The organism is Roseibium sp. M-1 (genome assembly GCF_054515675.1).
Genome location: NZ_CM137257.1, coordinates 947,155 through 962,671, shown reverse-complemented (window position 1 = coordinate 962,671; position 15,517 = coordinate 947,155). Strand labels below are relative to the sequence as shown.

Sequence of the window (15,517 nt, the reverse complement as noted above, 5' to 3'; positions counted from 1 at the left end):
ATGACATCTTTCGCCGGGGAACAACACCATGGCCGACACCAATTACGACGTGATCATCATCGGCTCGGGGCCGGGTGGTTACGTGACCGCCATTCGCTCCGCCCAGCTGGGTTTCAAGACCGCCATCGTCGAACGCGAGCACCTGGGAGGCATCTGTCTCAACTGGGGCTGCATCCCGACCAAGGCTTTGCTGCGTTCGGCCGAAATCCTGGATCACGCCAACCACGCCAAAAGCTTCGGCCTGACGCTTGAGGGCTCCATGAAGGCCGACGTCAAGGATGTCGTCGCGCGCTCGCGCGGCGTTTCCGCGCGGCTGAATGGCGGCGTCGGCTTCCTGATGAAGAAGAACAAGATCGACGTGATCTGGGGTGAAGCCAAGCTCACCAAGCCGGGTGAAATCACGGTCGGCAAGTCCTCCAAACCGATCGTCGAACCTCAGAACCCGGTTCCGAAGGGCGTGAAGGGAGAGGGCACCTACACGGCCAAGCATATCATCGTCGCGACCGGTGCCCGTCCACGTGCGCTGCCGGGCATCGAGCCGGACGGCAAGCTGATCTGGACCTATTTCGAAGCCATGAAGCCGGCCAAGATGCCGAAGTCCCTGGTTGTCATGGGGTCCGGTGCCATCGGCATCGAGTTCGCCTCGTTCTATCGTTCCATGGGCGTCGACGTCACCGTTGTCGAACTGATGGCCAACGTGATGCCGGTCGAAGACGAGGAAATCTCGAAATTCGCCCGCAAGGCGCTCGAAAAGCGCGGCCTGAAGATCATCACCGAGGCCAAGGTGACCAAGGTCGACAAGGCGGCAAATTCCATCACCGCTCATGTGGAGACCAAGGACGGCAAGGTCAGCCAGATCACCGCCGATCACCTGATCTCCGCCGTCGGCGTTCAGGGCAACATCGAGAATATCGGTCTGGAAGCGCTCGGCGTGAAGACCGACCGCGGCTGTGTCGTGATCGACGAATACTGCCGCACCAACGTGCCCGGTATCTATGCCATCGGTGACGTCGCCGGCCCGCCGATGCTGGCGCACAAGGCCGAACATGAAGGCGTGATCTGTATCGAGAAGATCGCGGGTGTTCCCGGCGTTCACGCAATGGATCACCGCAAGATCCCGGGCTGCACCTACTGCAACCCGCAGGTCGCTTCAGTCGGCCTGACCGAGGCAAAGGCAAAGGAACAGGGCCGCGACATCCGCGTCGGCCGCTACAGTTTCAATGCCAACGGCAAGGCCATCGCGCTCGGCGAAGACAACGGCATGATCAAGGTCATCTTCGACAAGAAGTCGGGTGAACTTCTCGGTGCGCACATGTGCGGTGCCGAAGTGACCGAACTCATCCAGGGCTTCGTCGTCGCCATGAACCTGGAAACGACCGAAGAAGAACTGATGCACACGATCTTCCCGCATCCGACCCTGTCGGAAATGATGAAGGAAGCAGTGCTCGACGCCTATGGCAAGGTTCTGAACGCCTGATCCGGCACAGCCCCGGGCACATGGTCCCGGGGCCCTCCATTTGCCTCGAACTCTGGCCGGCGGCGATAAGTCGCCTGTACGACCAGTGGCCCTGTTCAGGACATCAGGTCTGGACGCTTCTCGCAAAACGGGTAACGTGAGGCCGTCTGGGTAAAGGGCCGAAGGGAGCCTAAGTCATGGATGGAACGGCAATACTGATCTGGATTGCAATCGGCCTTATAGCCGGTTGGCTGGCAAGTTTCATTGTCGGAGGCGGCGGCCTCGTCCGCTCGCTGATTATCGGCCTGATCGGGGCGGTGGTGGGCGGCTTTCTGTTCCGCGTCGCTGGCATCCCGGTCGATCTTGGCAATGTCTACGTGAACGAGATTGTCGTGGCGGCCATTGGCGCGATTGTGGTCGTGCTGCTCGCACGGCTGATCGCCCGGTAATTCTGCGTGAAGGAGCGTCCGCGATGGGCTTGATCATCACAATCGTCATCGGGTTGATCGCGGGCGCTGTCGCCCACCGGGTGCTGAACAGCCGGGGTGGCTTTCTCGGCAGCCTTGTTGTCGGCCTTGTCGGCGCACTTGTCGGCGGAGAACTGGCTTCGCTGCTCAATCTCAATGTAACCGGCGGAATCCTCGACCGGCTGGTTATCGCCATTCTCGGGTCGATCCTGTTCCTGTTCATCTGGAAGAAGATGTTCAAGTGAGAACGGACCCGAGAGAATTCACCATCATCGGGGACTTTCCCCTGAAGACCGGTGACAAGTTGCGCTACGGCGACACGGACCGGCAGGGCCACGTCAACAATGCTGTCTTCGCCACCTTCCTGGAAACCGGCCGCGTCGAGTTGCTTTACAACGAGGCGCTTGCTGACGATGGGGCGGCTTTCGTGATCGCGCGGCTGGAACTGGATTTTCTGTCCGAGATCAACTGGCCCGGCGATGTTGAGATCGGGACGGCGGTTCTTGAGGTCGGCCGCAGCTCTTTCAAGCTCTACCAGAAGGTCTTTCAGGAGGGCCATCCGGTGGCGCAGGGCATGACTGTGATCGTCCAGATGAACGAGGCATCGCGCAAGTCGCAACCGCTTTCCGACAGGGCGCGTCAACGGCTGCTGGAACTGACCCGATCTGCGCCGGACACATAGCTGGATCACCCTTTTTCCGTCTTGACCTTTCCCAGGAATAACGACACTTAAGGCCCATGGTTACGATCGTCGACACGCTAAATCGCCCGCAGGAGAAATCCGCAGAACGTCCGCGCCATCCCGAGAAGGCGCATCGTCCGGATAATCCCAACCAGCGCAAGCCGCACTGGATCCGCGTCAAGGCTCCGACTTCACCGGTTTATCGCGAAACGCAAAACGTTGTGCGCGAAAACAACCTGGTGACCGTTTGCGAGGAAGCCGGCTGCCCGAATATCGGCGAGTGCTGGTCGAAGAAACACGCCAGCTTCATGATCCTGGGCGATACCTGTACCCGCGCCTGCGCTTTCTGCAACGTGCGCACGGGCATGCCTGGACCGGTCGACCCGAAGGAACCCCAGGGCGTCGCCGATGCGGTCGCGACGATGGGGCTGGAGCATGTGGTCATCACTTCCGTCGACCGGGACGATCTCGACGACGGTGGCGCGCAGCATTTTGCCGACGTGATCACCGCCATCCGCCGTACGGCGCCCAACACCACCGTGGAAGTGCTGACACCGGATTTTCTGCGCAAGGATGGGGCATTGGAGATTGTTGTCGCGGCCAGGCCCGACGTCTTCAACCACAACCTTGAAACCGTGCCGTCCAAATATCTGACGGTGCGTCCCGGCGCGCGCTACTTCCACTCGATCCGCCTTCTGCAGAAGGTCAAGGAACTCGATCCGGAAATGTTCACCAAGTCCGGCATCATGGTCGGGCTCGGAGAGGTGCGCAACGAAGTGCTGCAGCTCATGGATGACCTCAGGGCCGCCGATGTCGATTTCCTCACAGTCGGCCAGTATCTGCAGCCGTCGAAGAAGCACCACCCGGTGATGTCCTTCGTTACCCCGGAAGAATTCAAGGGCTATGAGCGCATCGCCTATGCCAAGGGCTTCCTGAAAGTGTCCGCAAGCCCGCTGACGCGCTCTTCCCACCACGCAGGTGAGGATTTTGCGGAATTGCGTACGGCACGGAAAGCCAAGCTCGGCCACTAGGGCCAAAGCGGAAACAGGACCACCGGACCCGGAATGCCCAGCTACACCTCAAGCCACAAGGTCAACCACAAGGCGGATGAAATGTTCCGCCTCGTGGCCGATGTGGAGCGGTATCCGGAATTCGTGCCGCTGTGCCAGGGGCTTCATGTTCGTGGCCGCAAGGAACTTGCAGACAATCGTACGGTGCTCATCGCCGATATGACCGTTGCCTACAAGCTCTTCAAGGAAACCTTCACCAGCCGCGTGGAACTGCGTCGGGATATGAGGACGATCCTGGTCGAGTATCTGGACGGTCCCTTCAAGCATCTTGAAAACAGATGGACCTTCGAGGAAGCGGGCGAGGGTGCCTGCACCGTCGGCTTCTACATCAACTACGAGTTCCGCAGCCGGACGCTCGGTTCGCTGATGGGCGTGATGTTCGACAAGGCCTTCCGTAAATTTTCAAGCGCTTTCGAGGCCCGTGCCGACGAGGTCTACGGCGCCTGATCCGGCGCGGAATATCCGTTACTTGAACTGCTTGAAGGCGTCGCGGATAGTGCGGATGCGGCTGGACTGCATGTCGAGCGGCTCGGCACGGCGGCGGATCTGATCGATTTCCTTCTTCTTGAGCCCGAGGTCCTCAAGTGTTGCGAAGGAGGTGTAGTCGGTGCAGAGAGGGTTTCGGTTGTCGCCGATATTTTCCTCGACAATGAGGCTGCGTCCAGCGGCTGCTTCCTCTTCCGTCCAGATGACGGTTCCTGAAGATACCCAGAAGATACGGTCGCAATAGCGCGCCTCGTAGTAGCCTTCCTTGGGTTCTGTCAGAATTTCATGGTAACCGGTGAAGGTGCCGTTTGAGTATTGAGACCGGATATAAAAATCGCTCTGAGCGGTGGCGATACCTGCCTGCATGATGCAGGTGGTGCCGAATGCCGCGATGAACGCCATAGAGCGTTTCATGTCAGAGTTTCCTTTTGTGCCTTCAATTCACCTTCAGTTGTTCAAAGTCTAAGCTTTCCGGCTTACCCGGGCCTTACCAGACCCTGTGCCGGTTTTAGTTACGGTGATACGTTTTTGCGACTTCTTCGCCAGTTGTCCGGAACGCTTCGCGGATGACCGAGAAACGGTTGACCTTTTGCAATGAAGTGCCGTCGTTTTGGACGACTATCCGCGGGTCATCGATGACGCCAAGGCCTTCGAGTGTCACCTGTTGCTCCGGATGATCGCAGATCGGACGCCAGCCTTTGCCCCAGTTGAATTCGACGCGAACGGTATATTCCTGTTCGACTTCCAGCTGAGTCCAGGCGACCGTGGCGTAACGCACCCAATAGGAACGGCCGCAATACTCGACGGCGACAAGGCCATCGTGGCTGCGATCGTAGATGCGGTGCGAGCCGCGGAAGGTCTGTCCGTCACGGGAGATGATATACGTATCCCCGACCTCGGGTGCATCGCTCCCCGAATAGGCAGTGGCGCCCGAAAGCAGAAGGGCTGCCGCCGCAAGAAGCGCACGATGGATTGACATATCCTGTTCCCTGTTTCGCGAAATCATTTCGCGACTTGGTTCTTGCCGACGCTGACTATAAGGGAAGGGTTTGTAAAAGAGATTTCGGCAGGCGAGCGTCTTTTATTAAAAATTTATCAATTTTGGGCCGGTGCTGTTCCGCTGGAGCGGCCGTCTTTCAATTGGGCGGGAGACGGCGGCCAAATCGTTGATCGCGTGAATTGCGAGCCGGACGCCTTCCATACGGAAAAAGCATCCAAAGCTTCTCAACGTGTATGATAACTGCCTTTTCCATCATCGGAGTTATTCGCCTGGAACAGGGCGCCGATCGCCGAAAGGCGGCTCTTTGGTCCGGTGCTTTCGTCCGGTGTTGCCAGAACGTCCTGCGGGCTGAGTGTGATGCCGATGTCTTCCAGAGTGACCTGGCGCTCCGGGTTGTCGCAGATCGGACGCCAGCCGCGGCCGAAATTGAATTCCAGCCGGACGGTGTTGCCACGCTCGACCTCCAACTGGGTCCAGGCCACGGAATGACTGCGCACGAAATAATCCCGGTTGCAGTACGAGACTTGCTCAAGGCCACCGGTGTTTTCCGGGAACAGCTTGTGACTGCCGACAAAATTGCCGCCCCGGTCGCGGGAAATAAGATAAAAATCTCCCGGCTGCGGCACTGCGCCAGCCTGGACCGTGCCGCCGACACACACAAGGGCAGCCAGAAGAGTAGCTTGTTTCAGCATGGATTTTGGATCGTGAGTTCTGTTGAGGTCAATTTGGCCGGACTATACGTGTGACCCAAACGGAAGCCCAGTGCGAACTCGCCGGAGCGTTAAGAAGCGTTTACTCAGGAAATCGCATTTAAAATAGATGTAAGCGCAGTTTGTACCGTTGCGAGCCGGATGGAGCGCCGGCCATAGTCGGCAAACCAGCAATGCAGGTGCTCTGTCGGGCGTCCCTTGACGGCTATGGCAATGTGGACCGTGCCGACGGGTTTCTCGGGGCTGCCGCCACCGGGACCGGCAATCCCCGTAACCGAGACGGCAACATCGGCCCGGGACCGGGCAAGGGCGCCTTCGGCCATGGCGATAGCTACGTCCTTGCTGACTGCGCCGGATTTCCGGATCAGGTCCGCCGGAACACCGAGCAGTTCTGTCTTGGCCTCGTTGGAATAGGTAATGAAGCCGCGGTCAACAACCGCTGACGAACCGGCAATTTCCGTGAGTGTCCCAGCAATAAGGCCACCGGTACACGATTCCGCAGTTGCCACCATCTTTCTGGCCGCCTTCAGCGCATCAAGAACATCTGTTGCAAGCGGTGCAAGGTCTTCCAGGCGATGCGGGTCGTTTTCGCTCATAGTGCGGCTCATTCGTCGTCGGAAAGAGGAAGGCGTACGGTCACGCTGGCAAGAGCGGCAATGCCTTCCTTGCGCCCGGTAAATCCAAGACGCTCCGATGTGGTTGCCTTGACCGAGACGCGTGCTATCGGGATGCCGCAGATGGCGGCGATGGAACTGCGGATCACATCCCGGTGTGGTCCGATCTTCGGTTCTTCGCAAACGATGGTCACGTCGATATGGGCAAGCCTGCCGCCTAGGGCCGCCAGACGGCGTTGCGCTTCCAACTGGAACCGGTCGGACGAGGCCCCCTTCCATTGCGGGTCGCTCGGCGGGAAATGCTGGCCAATGTCGCCGTCGCCGATCGCACCGAGGGTGGCGTCGGTTATGGCATGCAGCACAACGTCCGCGTCCGAATGACCCTTCAGCTTCTTCAAATGCGGGATTGCGACACCGCCCAGGATCACCGCATCGCCGTCCTCGAAGGCATGAACGTCATAGCCGATCCCGGTTCGGATATCGGCGAGTTGTGCGAGGGGCATCAAAGTGCCGGTCATGGGTGAATGCCTTGCCATTTGTTCCGCGCGCCCGAGGTCGGCCGCTGTCGTGATCTTGAAGTTTGAAGGATCTCCAGCGGTGAGCACAATGGACATTCCATCCCATTCCGCAAGTCCGGTGTCGTCGGTGAAATCGTGGCGGCAGGCCTCCGCAGCCCTGGAATGTGCGGCCAGTATCCGCCGGTAGGGAAAGGCCTGTGGGGTCTGCGCCGCCCAAAGGCCCGACCTGTCGACGGTTTCGAACGAACGGCCATGCAAATCGGCGCGCTTCAAGGTGTCGTTGACGGGCACGGCAGCAAGAGCGCCTTCGGCTCCAGCCTCGAGTGCGTCGAGCAAACGGTCGATTACGGCAGGCGGCAGGAAAGGGCGGGCAGCATCGTGGATCAGCACATAGTCCGGGGCCTCATCTGCAAGGGCAGCGAGCCCGGCAAGGACGGATTGCTGTCTCGTTGCACCGCCGAAAACCGGGGAAAGCAGTTTGTGCCCGAACTCCCGACCCGCTGCTGCGGCAGCATCGGCATAAAGGTCTCCATCGTCGGCGTGAATGACGGTAACCAAGCGGCTGATCCGGGGGTGATTCCCCAAGGCTTTCAGTGTATGGCTCAGCACCGGACTGCCGGCAATAAGCCGGTATTGCTTGGGCTGCGGGTTGTCAGGATCCGCCAGGCGTGTGCCACGCCCTGCGGCAACCATCAGGGCGGCAGCGGTTTTAGCCATTCCGGGTCTCCTTGCATCTCGAGCCATTCTGAAACCTTTGGACCGTCTTTAACTAAGAACATGTTCGGTTCGCAAATTTTGACTTGTTGCAATGCAAAAGTTGTCTACAATATAGGCAAATCAAAATCTGCACAGTCATTGAGCAGAAAAGAGGCACTGTGTTATCGCCTAGGAAACCGCTGTCGATAGGCCGCATTCAATTGCCCAACCCGGCCGCGCTTGCGCCCATGTCCGGAGTGACGGATCTGCCGTTCCGGCGGATCGCGGCGCGCTATGGCGCCGGCATGGTCGTCAGCGAAATGGTCGCCAGCGAATCCTTCATGCGCGGCGACGCGGAAACCCAGATGCGTGCGGAGGCCCAGAAGGATGGTCTGCATGTGGTGCAGCTCGCCGGCCGCGAAGCACGCTGGATGGGGGAAGCTGCCAAGGTCATCGCCGATCTGGGCGCCGATGTAATCGATATCAACATGGGCTGTCCGGCCAAGAAGGTGACGTCCGGATATTCCGGTTCGGCGCTGATGCGCGATCTCGATCATGCGCTGACGCTGATCGAGGCGACCGTTGCTGCAACCGATGTTCCGGTGACGCTGAAGATGCGTCTTGGATGGGACGAAAAGTCCCTCAATGCCCCTGACCTGGCAAAGCGCGCGGAAGCTGCAGGCGTCCAGTTGATCACGGTACATGGCCGCACCCGTTGCCAGTTCTACAAGGGCAAGGCGGATTGGGCCGCCATCGCCGCCGTCAAGAAAGCCATTGCGGTGCCGTTGATCGCCAATGGCGATTGCAGGGGGATTGATGACGCGCTGACCATGCTGGAACTTTCCGGTGCGGACGGCGTAATGATCGGCCGCGGTGCCTATGGCCGGCCCTGGCTGCCGGGACAGGTCGGGCACTTTCTGGCAACCGGCGAAAGGCTGACAGCTCCACTTGGCTCCGAACTTGCGGAACTTGCCGCCGAACACTACGAGGCAATGCTGAGCCACTACGGTGTCGAGGCGGGCCTGCGCATCGCCCGCAAACATCTGGGCTGGTACCTGGAAGAGGCCGGCTGCGATCAAATTCCGGCCGCCATCCGGAAAATGCTCATGACTTCCAATCAGCCGTCCGAGGTGGTTCGCCTCGCCAGGGACTGGCTTGCCACATCGAACGAACGGAACGCAGCGTGACGGAAAGTGTGTTTCAGAACGGCCGGACGGCCGCACTGGCCAGCGACGGGCCGACGATCCTAGACGCTCTGCCGCATCCGGTGCTGCTGGTCGCTCCTGACGGGGTGATCGAATCGGCGAACATGGCGGCGGAAATCTTCATGCGTTCCAGCGTTTCCGTTCTTCGGCGCCATCCGATCAGCGATTTCGTTCCCTTCGGCAGCCCGCTGCTGACGCTGATCGACCAGGTGCGCGAGCGCCGGGCGCCGGTCAACGAATACAAGGTCGATATCGGCTCCCCTCGTATCGGGGCGCCCAAGGTCGTGGACATCAACGCGGCGCCGGTTTCCGAGCGGCCAGGTGCGGTGGTGCTGATGTTCCAGGAGCGCACCATGGCGGAAAAGATCGACCGGCAGCTGACGTCGCGTGGTGCGGCGCGCACAGTCACGGGCCTCGCCGCCATGCTGGCGCACGAAATCAAGAACCCGCTTTCGGGCATTCGCGGGGCAGCCCAGCTGATCGAGCAGTCAGTTCCGGCCGAAGACCGTGCCCTGACGCGGCTCATCATGGACGAGACCGACCGCATCGTGAAACTGGTCGACCGCATGGAAGTCTTCTCCGACGAACGGCCGATCGAGCGGGAGCCGGTCAACATCCACGTCGTGCTGGACCACGTGAAGCGGCTGTCCGATTCAGGCTTTGCGCGTGGCAAGCGCATTGTCGAGGTCTATGACCCGTCATTGCCCCCGGTCTATGCGAACAAGGATCAGCTGATCCAGGTCTTCCTCAATCTCATCAAGAATGCCAGCGAGGCCATTGGCGATGATCCGGACGGCGAAATCCGGGTCTCCACCGCCTTCCGGCCTGGTGTGCGGCTGTCCGTGCCCGGCACGGAGGAAAAAGTCAGCCTGCCGCTGGAGTTCTGCGTTCAGGACAATGGTCCTGGCGTTCCCGACGACTTGCTGCCGCATCTGTTCGAGCCGTTCATCACCACCAAGACCAACGGCTCCGGCCTGGGGCTGGCGCTGGTTGCCAAGATCATCGGCGATCATGGCGGTGTGATCGAGTGCGACAGCCAGCGGCACAAAACCGTTTTTCGAATTCTGATGCCTGCCTTTACGGACACCGGCTCGAGTGGCAGCGAGCGGATCAGCAGAGGACGTAATTGACCATGCCGACTGGCACGATTCTAGTTGCAGACGATGACGCGGCCATCCGGACCGTACTCAATCAGGCCCTGTCGCGGGCCGGCTATACGGTGCGGCTGACCTCCAACGCCTCGACGCTCTGGCGTTGGGTGTCTTCCGGCGACGGTGACCTGGTGATCACCGATGTGGTGATGCCGGACGAAAACATCTTCGACGTGCTGCCGCGCATGAAAAAGATGCGTCCCGAATTGCCCGTCCTAGTGATGAGCGCGCAGAACACCTTCATGACCGCGATCAAGGCCTCGGAGAAGGGGGCCTACGAGTACCTGCCGAAACCCTTCGATCTCAAAGAGCTGACCAGCATCGTCCAGCGGGCGCTGGAAGAGCCGAAGCGGCGACCGGCTGTGGATCTGGACGATGCCGGCGAGGGCATGCCGCTCGTTGGCCGTTCGCCGGCCATGCAGGAGATCTACCGGGTACTTGCCCGCCTGATGCAGACGGACCTCACCGTCATGATCAACGGCGAATCCGGCACGGGCAAGGAACTGGTCGCCAGGGCGCTGCACGACTATGGCAAGCGCCGCAACGGGCCGTTCGTTGCCATCAACATGGCTGCCATTCCGCGCGATCTGATCGAAGCCGAACTGTTCGGCCATGAAAAGGGGGCCTTCACCGGTGCCCAGAACCGCAGTTCCGGCCGGTTCGAGCAGGCCGATGGCGGCACGTTGTTTCTGGATGAGATCGGCGACATGCCGATGGAAGCCCAGACCCGTCTCCTGCGCGTTCTGCAGCAGGGGGAATATACGACCGTCGGCGGGCGCACACCGATCAAAACCGATGTGCGCATCATTGCTGCGACCAACAAGGACTTGCGCCACCTGATCAACCAGGGTCTTTTCCGCGAGGACCTGTATTTCCGGCTGAATGTCGTGCCGATCCGCCTGCCGCCGCTGCGCGAACGTGTCGAGGACATTCCGGATCTCGTGCGCCACTTCTTCACGCTGGTAGAGAAGGAAGGCCTGCCGGCCAAGCAGATCGACCAGGGCGCGCTTAACCTTCTGCGCCGCTACCGCTGGCCGGGCAACGTTCGCGAACTGGAAAACATCGTTCGCCGGCTTGCAGCTCTCTATCCTCAGGACGTGATCAGCGAAAACCTGCTTGAACAGGAACTCAGCCAACCCTCGGTCGCCCCGTTGGAAGACGAGGTGCCGGAAACTGTCAATCTCGGCGGTTCGGTGGAGCGCTATCTTGCCGGCTATTTCGATACCTTCGGCGAAGCGCTGCCGCCTCCCGGCCTCTATCACCGCATTCTGCGCGAAGTGGAGTATCCCCTGATCAGTGCCGCCCTGGCTGCCACCCGTGGAAACCAAATCAAGGCAGCCGAATTGCTTGGCGTCAATCGAAACACGCTGCGCAAAAAGATCCGCGATCTCGATGTTCAGGTGATGCGCCTGTCGCGCTAACAGGCCCGTTTCTCAAGATGGTTGCTTCGTCGCTCTGTTTCCAATGCCTAAAGGAAAGGGCAGAGCGGCGTCGTAAGATCCGAACTTGCCGCTGGAGCTTTACGCGTTCACGCTCAAATCAGCGAAATCCTGCAAAAGCGCCTGTAGCCCCTGATCTGCTCATGGGCAAGGAAGCTCATTGAGGGAAAGACCGTGGATTTTCCCCGGTTGAGCAGGCACTTTCCTGCCGATGCAGGAATCGTCCACCGCATTTTTTTCCGGTCGCGCCAGCTCTGTCGCAATTTCGCAACATTGTGTGATAAGTTTGCCGCAACAGTTGGTAAACACCCGCGGTTCGTGTCGCGGGCGGCAGGCGTCTGAGGCCGAATGATACTCGAAGCGGAACAGCAATCCGTTGCACAGTCCAGTGCTGCCGGCAAGAGATGGCGGCGGGTCGGCCTTGCGATCATGGTGGTTGCGCTGGTGTCCATCGGCGTGACCTTTGCCATCCTGATGGGTCTGACCTCAATCGATCCGACCCGCGAAGTCATCATGACGGCGATGACGATCAATGGCGCTCTGGCGGCCGTGCTTCTCGGCGTCATCTTCGTTGAAATCCTGAAGCTGTGGCAGGCTCGCCGGCGTGGCCGGGCGGCTGCGCGCCTGCATGTCCGTGTGGTTGCCCTCTTCAGCCTGGTTGCCGCGGTTCCTGCCGTCCTGATGGCGATCCTGGCTGCCGTGACGCTTGACCGGGGCCTAGATCGCTGGTTTGAGGACCGGACGCGGCAGATCATCGACAATGCCCTGACCGTCGCCCAGGCCTACCTGCAGGAGCACGCCAGGGTGCTGCGAGGCGACTTGATCGCCATGACCAATGACATTGACCGGGCCAAGGCCGTCTATGAATTCGAGCCGACCCGTTTCGACCAGTTCTTTTCGACGCAGGTGTCGCTACGCGGTATCCTGGCGGCCTTCATGCTCAACGAGAACGGCGACGTGGTGACCCGGGTCGTGCTTGACCCCAATGCTGAAGTGCCGCTGCCGCCCGCCGACAGTTTCTTCAAGGCCAAGTCCGGCGACCCGATCCTGATTGCACCGGGAAGCTCCAACATCGTCGGCGGAGTGATGAAACTTTCCGCCTATGACAACTTCTATCTCTACGCCGTGCGTGCGATCGACCCGCGGGTGGTCGAGTATTTGCGCCTGACGGAAACGGGTGCCTCGCAGTATCAGCAGATGGAGAACAGCCGCTTCGGTGTCCAGGTGGCATTTGCCCTTGTCTATCTTGGCGTGGCTCTGGTGCTGCTTCTGTCCGCCATCTGGATCGGATTCGGCTTTGCAAACCGGCTTGTTTCGCCGATCCGGACCCTGATATCGGCGGCCGATGAGGTGTCCAAGGGCAATCTCGTGGTCAAGGTACAGACCGAGAAGTCCGGCGGCGACCTCGCCAATCTGGGCGAGACCTTCAACAAGATGACCGGCCAGTTGCTCGGTCAGCGAGATGCGCTGCTTGCAGCCAATGAGCAGATCGACCGCAGGCGGCGCTTCAACGAGGCGGTTCTGTCGGGCGTGTCCACGGGCGTCATCAGTGTCGATGACGAGGCCTCCATCATGCTGGTCAACCGGTCGGCGCTTGAGTTGCTGCAACTGGACGAGGTGCAGATCCTGAACAAGCCGCTGATGGAAGTCGTGCCGGAACTCAGCGACTGCCTTTTCGAAATTCTGCACAATGACAGCGAGCGTCTGCCTGAATCACAGGTTGAGATCACGCGGGGAGGGCGGCTGCGGACGATCAACGTGCGTATCACCCGCGAACAATCGACGCGGCGAGAGCACGGCTTTGTCGTGACCCTTGACGACATTACCGACCTCGTCTCGGCGCAGCGCAATTCTGCCTGGGCGGATGTCGCCCGGCGCATAGCGCATGAAATCAAGAACCCTTTGACGCCGATCCAGCTCTCTGCCGAGCGCATTCGCAGGCGCTACGGCAAGCGGATCGAGGAAGGCGACCGGGAGGTCTTTGACCAGTGTGTCGACACGATCGTGCGCCAGGTCGGCGATATAGGTCAGATGGTCGACGAGTTTTCCTCCTTCGCGCGGATGCGCAAGCCGCGCAAATCCGAAGGGGACCTACGCGAAGCCGTACGCGAAGCCGCGTTCATGCAGGCGGTTGCCAACCCGGAGATCAGCGTTTCGGCAGACGTACCGACCCAGCCGGTCAAAGCAGTATTCGACACGCGGTTGATCGGTCAGGCGCTGACCAATGTGGTCAAGAACGCGACAGAAGCTGTCGCTGCACGCAGCGGCGAGGGTCTGCCGAAAGGCAAGGTTACGGTGCACCTTCGCGGTGAGGCGCAGGATGGCAGCGGCCGGATCGTGATTGATGTGGTCGACAATGGCATCGGTCTGCCGGCAGAGAATCGCAGCCGCCTGCTGGAGCCCTATATGACGACGCGGGAGAAGGGTACGGGGCTGGGCCTCGCCATCGTCCGCAAGATCCTGGAAGACCATGGCGGCGGCATTGAATTGCTCGACGCTCCGAAAGACAACCCTGAGGATACGGGAACTCTCGTTCGGCTGACCCTTGCGGCGCATGCCGAAGTCGAACCTGAGACCGATCTGCAAAACCAGACAGTGACTGCCCATGGCGCATGACATTCTTGTCGTAGACGACGAAACCGACATCCGCGAAATGATCGCCGGCATTCTGGACGATGACGGCTACGGGACCCGGACCGCACACGATTCGGACAGCGCGCTTGCGGCCGTAAAGGAACGAAAGCCTTCGCTGGTCGTGCTCGATATCTGGCTGATGGGGAGCCGTCTCGACGGTCTGGCGCTCCTCGACCTTTTCCGGGAAACCGACCCGGAAATGCCCGTCGTGATCATTTCCGGCCACGGCAACATAGAGACTGCCGTCTCCGCCATCAAACGTGGCGCCTATGATTATATCGAGAAGCCGTTCAAGGCTGACCGCCTGGTCCATATCGTGGAACGCGCGCTGGAAGCTTCCAGCATGAAGCGCGAGATCCGCGATCTGAAGCAGCGCAGCGGCGAGACAAGCGAGATCATCGGCAATTCGTCTGCGGCACACAATCTGCGCCAGACGATCCAGAAGATCGCCCATACCAACAGCCGTATCCTGATCGTCGGTCCATCCGGGGCGGGCAAGGAGCGCGCCGCGCGCATGATCCACGACCAGTCGCCGCGCGCCAAAAGCCCCTTCGTGGTCCTGAACGCCGCCACGATCACGCCGGCGCGGATGGAAGAAGAGCTTTTCGGCATCGAGGACGAAAACGGCAATCTGCGCAAGATCGGTGCCCTGGAAGAAGCCCATGGCGGCACGCTCTATCTCGACGAAGTGGCCGACATGCCCGCCGAGACGCAAGGAAAGATCCTGCGCGTGCTTGTGGAACAGAGCTTTGCCCGTGTTGGCGGCACCCAGAAGGTTCAGGTCGATATCCGCATCCTGTCGTCGACATCGAAGAACCTTGAGGAGCACATTGCCTCCGGTCTCTTCCGCCAGGATCTCTATCACCGCCTGAGCGTCGTTCCCCTGCGCGTGCCGGGGCTCGCCGAGCGGCGCGAGGACATTCCTGTGCTGGTGCATCACTTCATGGAACAGATTTCCGGGGCGTCCGGTATCCCGCTCCGGCCGATCGGCGACGATGCCATGGCGGTGCTGCAGACCCACGACTGGCCCGGCAACGTGCGCCAGCTGCGCAACAACGTCGAACGGTTGATGATCCTGAGCCGCGGTGACCCCGACAGCACCATCACCGCGGATCTTCTGCCGGCTGAAATCGGCGAGACACTGCCATCCCTGCCGACCTCCGGCACCGGCGAACACCTGATGTCCGTCCCCTTGCGCGAAGCCCGCGAGATTTTCGAGCGTGAATATCTTCAGGCTCAGATCAAGAGATTTGACGGTAACATCTCGCGGACTGCCGAATTTGTCGGTATGGAACGCTCAGCACTCCATCGGAAGCTGAAGACCCTGGGCATGACCTGAAGGCTGAGCGATGCTGGAATGTAGTCGGCATAGGGAAGAAGGGATCTTTT

Annotated in this window: 17 protein-coding genes; 12 read left to right on the top strand and 5 right to left on the bottom strand. The window is 60.3% G+C overall.

Annotated features, from left to right (window positions below; genetic code table 11):
• Positions 1-28 precede the first annotated feature (28 nt).
• The 6 genes from lpdA to ACX3M4_RS04370 all read left to right on the top strand — a co-directional run bounded on the left by lpdA (position 29) and on the right by ACX3M4_RS04370 (position 4,122).
• Positions 29-1,477, top strand: coding sequence for a dihydrolipoyl dehydrogenase (lpdA, locus tag ACX3M4_RS04395; RefSeq protein ID WP_459357377.1), 1,449 nt, complete (start codon positions 29-31; stop codon positions 1,475-1,477).
• A 176-nt stretch (positions 1,478-1,653) separates the two neighbouring features.
• Positions 1,654-1,905 (top strand): GlsB/YeaQ/YmgE family stress response membrane protein, encoded by a 252-nt coding sequence (locus ACX3M4_RS04390; protein WP_459357376.1) that lies wholly within the window; start codon positions 1,654-1,656, stop codon positions 1,903-1,905.
• 23 nt (positions 1,906-1,928) lie between these two features.
• Positions 1,929-2,168, top strand: coding sequence for a GlsB/YeaQ/YmgE family stress response membrane protein (locus ACX3M4_RS04385; protein ID WP_459357375.1), 240 nt, complete (start codon positions 1,929-1,931; stop codon positions 2,166-2,168).
• A complete protein-coding gene (locus ACX3M4_RS04380; RefSeq protein ID WP_459357374.1) occupies positions 2,165-2,605 on the top strand; it encodes an acyl-CoA thioesterase in 441 nt (146 codons plus the stop codon). Before ACX3M4_RS04385 ends, ACX3M4_RS04380 begins: the two co-directional genes overlap by 4 nt.
• 56 nt (positions 2,606-2,661) lie before the next feature.
• Positions 2,662-3,636 (top strand): lipoyl synthase, encoded by a 975-nt coding sequence (lipA, locus tag ACX3M4_RS04375; RefSeq protein WP_459357373.1) that lies wholly within the window; start codon positions 2,662-2,664, stop codon positions 3,634-3,636.
• 33 nt (positions 3,637-3,669) lie between these two features.
• Positions 3,670-4,122, top strand: coding sequence for a type II toxin-antitoxin system RatA family toxin (locus ACX3M4_RS04370; RefSeq protein ID WP_459357372.1), 453 nt, complete (start codon positions 3,670-3,672; stop codon positions 4,120-4,122).
• Positions 4,123-4,140: 18 nt separating this feature from the next.
• Here ACX3M4_RS04370 and ACX3M4_RS04365 read toward each other — a convergent pair whose 3' ends face one another.
• Entirely contained in the window at positions 4,141-4,575 is a 435-nt protein-coding gene (locus ACX3M4_RS04365) for a hypothetical protein (RefSeq protein WP_459357371.1), read from the bottom strand.
• 94 nt (positions 4,576-4,669) lie between these two features.
• Positions 4,670-5,140: a hypothetical protein gene (locus tag ACX3M4_RS04360; RefSeq protein WP_459357370.1), complete on the bottom strand. Its 471-nt coding sequence runs from the start codon at positions 5,138-5,140 to the stop codon at positions 4,670-4,672.
• Between the two features lie 42 nt (positions 5,141-5,182).
• Here ACX3M4_RS04360 and ACX3M4_RS04355 point away from each other — a divergent pair, with 42 nt between their 5' ends.
• Positions 5,183-5,398, top strand: a complete 216-nt coding sequence (locus tag ACX3M4_RS04355) for a hypothetical protein (protein ID WP_459357369.1) — start codon at positions 5,183-5,185, stop codon at positions 5,396-5,398.
• Here ACX3M4_RS04355 and ACX3M4_RS04350 read toward each other — a convergent pair.
• The 3 genes from ACX3M4_RS04350 to ACX3M4_RS04340 all read right to left on the bottom strand — a co-directional run bounded on the left by ACX3M4_RS04350 (position 5,386) and on the right by ACX3M4_RS04340 (position 7,720).
• Complete coding sequence (locus ACX3M4_RS04350; protein WP_459357368.1) at positions 5,386-5,853, bottom strand: hypothetical protein; 468 nt, start codon at positions 5,851-5,853, stop codon at positions 5,386-5,388. The two genes, ACX3M4_RS04355 and ACX3M4_RS04350, sit on opposite strands and share 13 nt — an antisense overlap.
• A 104-nt stretch (positions 5,854-5,957) precedes the next feature.
• Positions 5,958-6,467 (bottom strand): CinA family protein, encoded by a 510-nt coding sequence (locus ACX3M4_RS04345; RefSeq protein ID WP_459357367.1) that lies wholly within the window; start codon positions 6,465-6,467, stop codon positions 5,958-5,960.
• A gap of 8 nt (positions 6,468-6,475) precedes the next feature.
• Complete coding sequence (locus ACX3M4_RS04340) at positions 6,476-7,720, bottom strand: bifunctional 2-C-methyl-D-erythritol 4-phosphate cytidylyltransferase/2-C-methyl-D-erythritol 2,4-cyclodiphosphate synthase (RefSeq protein ID WP_459357366.1); 1,245 nt, start codon at positions 7,718-7,720, stop codon at positions 6,476-6,478.
• A gap of 125 nt (positions 7,721-7,845) precedes the next feature.
• On the opposite strand from ACX3M4_RS04340, the gene dusB reads away from it, so the two are divergent.
• The 5 genes from dusB to ntrX all read left to right on the top strand — a co-directional run bounded on the left by dusB (position 7,846) and on the right by ntrX (position 15,467).
• Positions 7,846-8,886, top strand: a complete 1,041-nt coding sequence (dusB, locus tag ACX3M4_RS04335; RefSeq protein WP_459359365.1) for a tRNA dihydrouridine synthase DusB — start codon at positions 7,846-7,848, stop codon at positions 8,884-8,886.
• Positions 8,883-10,034: a two-component system sensor histidine kinase NtrB gene (locus tag ACX3M4_RS04330; protein WP_459357365.1), complete on the top strand. Its 1,152-nt coding sequence runs from the start codon at positions 8,883-8,885 to the stop codon at positions 10,032-10,034. The genes dusB and ACX3M4_RS04330 overlap by 4 nt, the downstream gene beginning before the upstream one ends.
• A 2-nt stretch (positions 10,035-10,036) precedes the next feature.
• Positions 10,037-11,476: a nitrogen regulation protein NR(I) gene (ntrC, locus tag ACX3M4_RS04325; protein WP_459357364.1), complete on the top strand. Its 1,440-nt coding sequence runs from the start codon at positions 10,037-10,039 to the stop codon at positions 11,474-11,476.
• Positions 11,477-11,842: 366 nt separating this feature from the next.
• The gene (locus ACX3M4_RS04320) at positions 11,843-14,110 is read left to right on the top strand and encodes a sensor histidine kinase NtrY-like (protein WP_459357363.1); all 2,268 of its coding nucleotides are present in this window, start codon (positions 11,843-11,845) and stop codon (positions 14,108-14,110) included.
• A complete protein-coding gene (gene ntrX, locus ACX3M4_RS04315) occupies positions 14,100-15,467 on the top strand; it encodes a nitrogen assimilation response regulator NtrX (protein ID WP_459357362.1) in 1,368 nt (455 codons plus the stop codon). Before ACX3M4_RS04320 ends, ntrX begins: the two co-directional genes overlap by 11 nt.
• Positions 15,468-15,517 lie beyond the last annotated feature (50 nt).

Excerpts from the sequence above, each read along its gene's own strand:
- lpdA (WP_459357377.1), top strand. The coding sequence starts at position 29 with ATGGCCGACACCAATTACGACGTGATCATCATCGGCTCGGGGCCGGGT.
- ACX3M4_RS04390 (WP_459357376.1), top strand. The coding sequence starts at position 1,654 with ATGGATGGAACGGCAATACTGATCTGGATTGCAATCGGCCTTATAGCC.
- ACX3M4_RS04385 (WP_459357375.1), top strand. The coding sequence starts at position 1,929 with ATGGGCTTGATCATCACAATCGTCATCGGGTTGATCGCGGGCGCTGTC.
- lipA (WP_459357373.1), top strand. The coding sequence starts at position 2,662 with ATGGTTACGATCGTCGACACGCTAAATCGCCCGCAGGAGAAATCCGCA.
- ACX3M4_RS04370 (WP_459357372.1), top strand. The coding sequence starts at position 3,670 with ATGCCCAGCTACACCTCAAGCCACAAGGTCAACCACAAGGCGGATGAA.
- ACX3M4_RS04365 (WP_459357371.1), bottom strand. The coding sequence starts at position 4,575 with ATGAAACGCTCTATGGCGTTCATCGCGGCATTCGGCACCACCTGCATC.
- ACX3M4_RS04360 (WP_459357370.1), bottom strand. The coding sequence starts at position 5,140 with ATGTCAATCCATCGTGCGCTTCTTGCGGCGGCAGCCCTTCTGCTTTCG.
- ACX3M4_RS04350 (WP_459357368.1), bottom strand. The coding sequence starts at position 5,853 with ATGCTGAAACAAGCTACTCTTCTGGCTGCCCTTGTGTGTGTCGGCGGC.
- ACX3M4_RS04345 (WP_459357367.1), bottom strand. The coding sequence starts at position 6,467 with ATGAGCGAAAACGACCCGCATCGCCTGGAAGACCTTGCACCGCTTGCA.
- ACX3M4_RS04340 (WP_459357366.1), bottom strand. The coding sequence starts at position 7,720 with ATGGCTAAAACCGCTGCCGCCCTGATGGTTGCCGCAGGGCGTGGCACA.
- ntrC (WP_459357364.1), top strand. The coding sequence starts at position 10,037 with ATGCCGACTGGCACGATTCTAGTTGCAGACGATGACGCGGCCATCCGG.
- ACX3M4_RS04320 (WP_459357363.1), top strand. The coding sequence starts at position 11,843 with ATGATACTCGAAGCGGAACAGCAATCCGTTGCACAGTCCAGTGCTGCC.
- ntrX (WP_459357362.1), top strand. The coding sequence starts at position 14,100 with ATGGCGCATGACATTCTTGTCGTAGACGACGAAACCGACATCCGCGAA.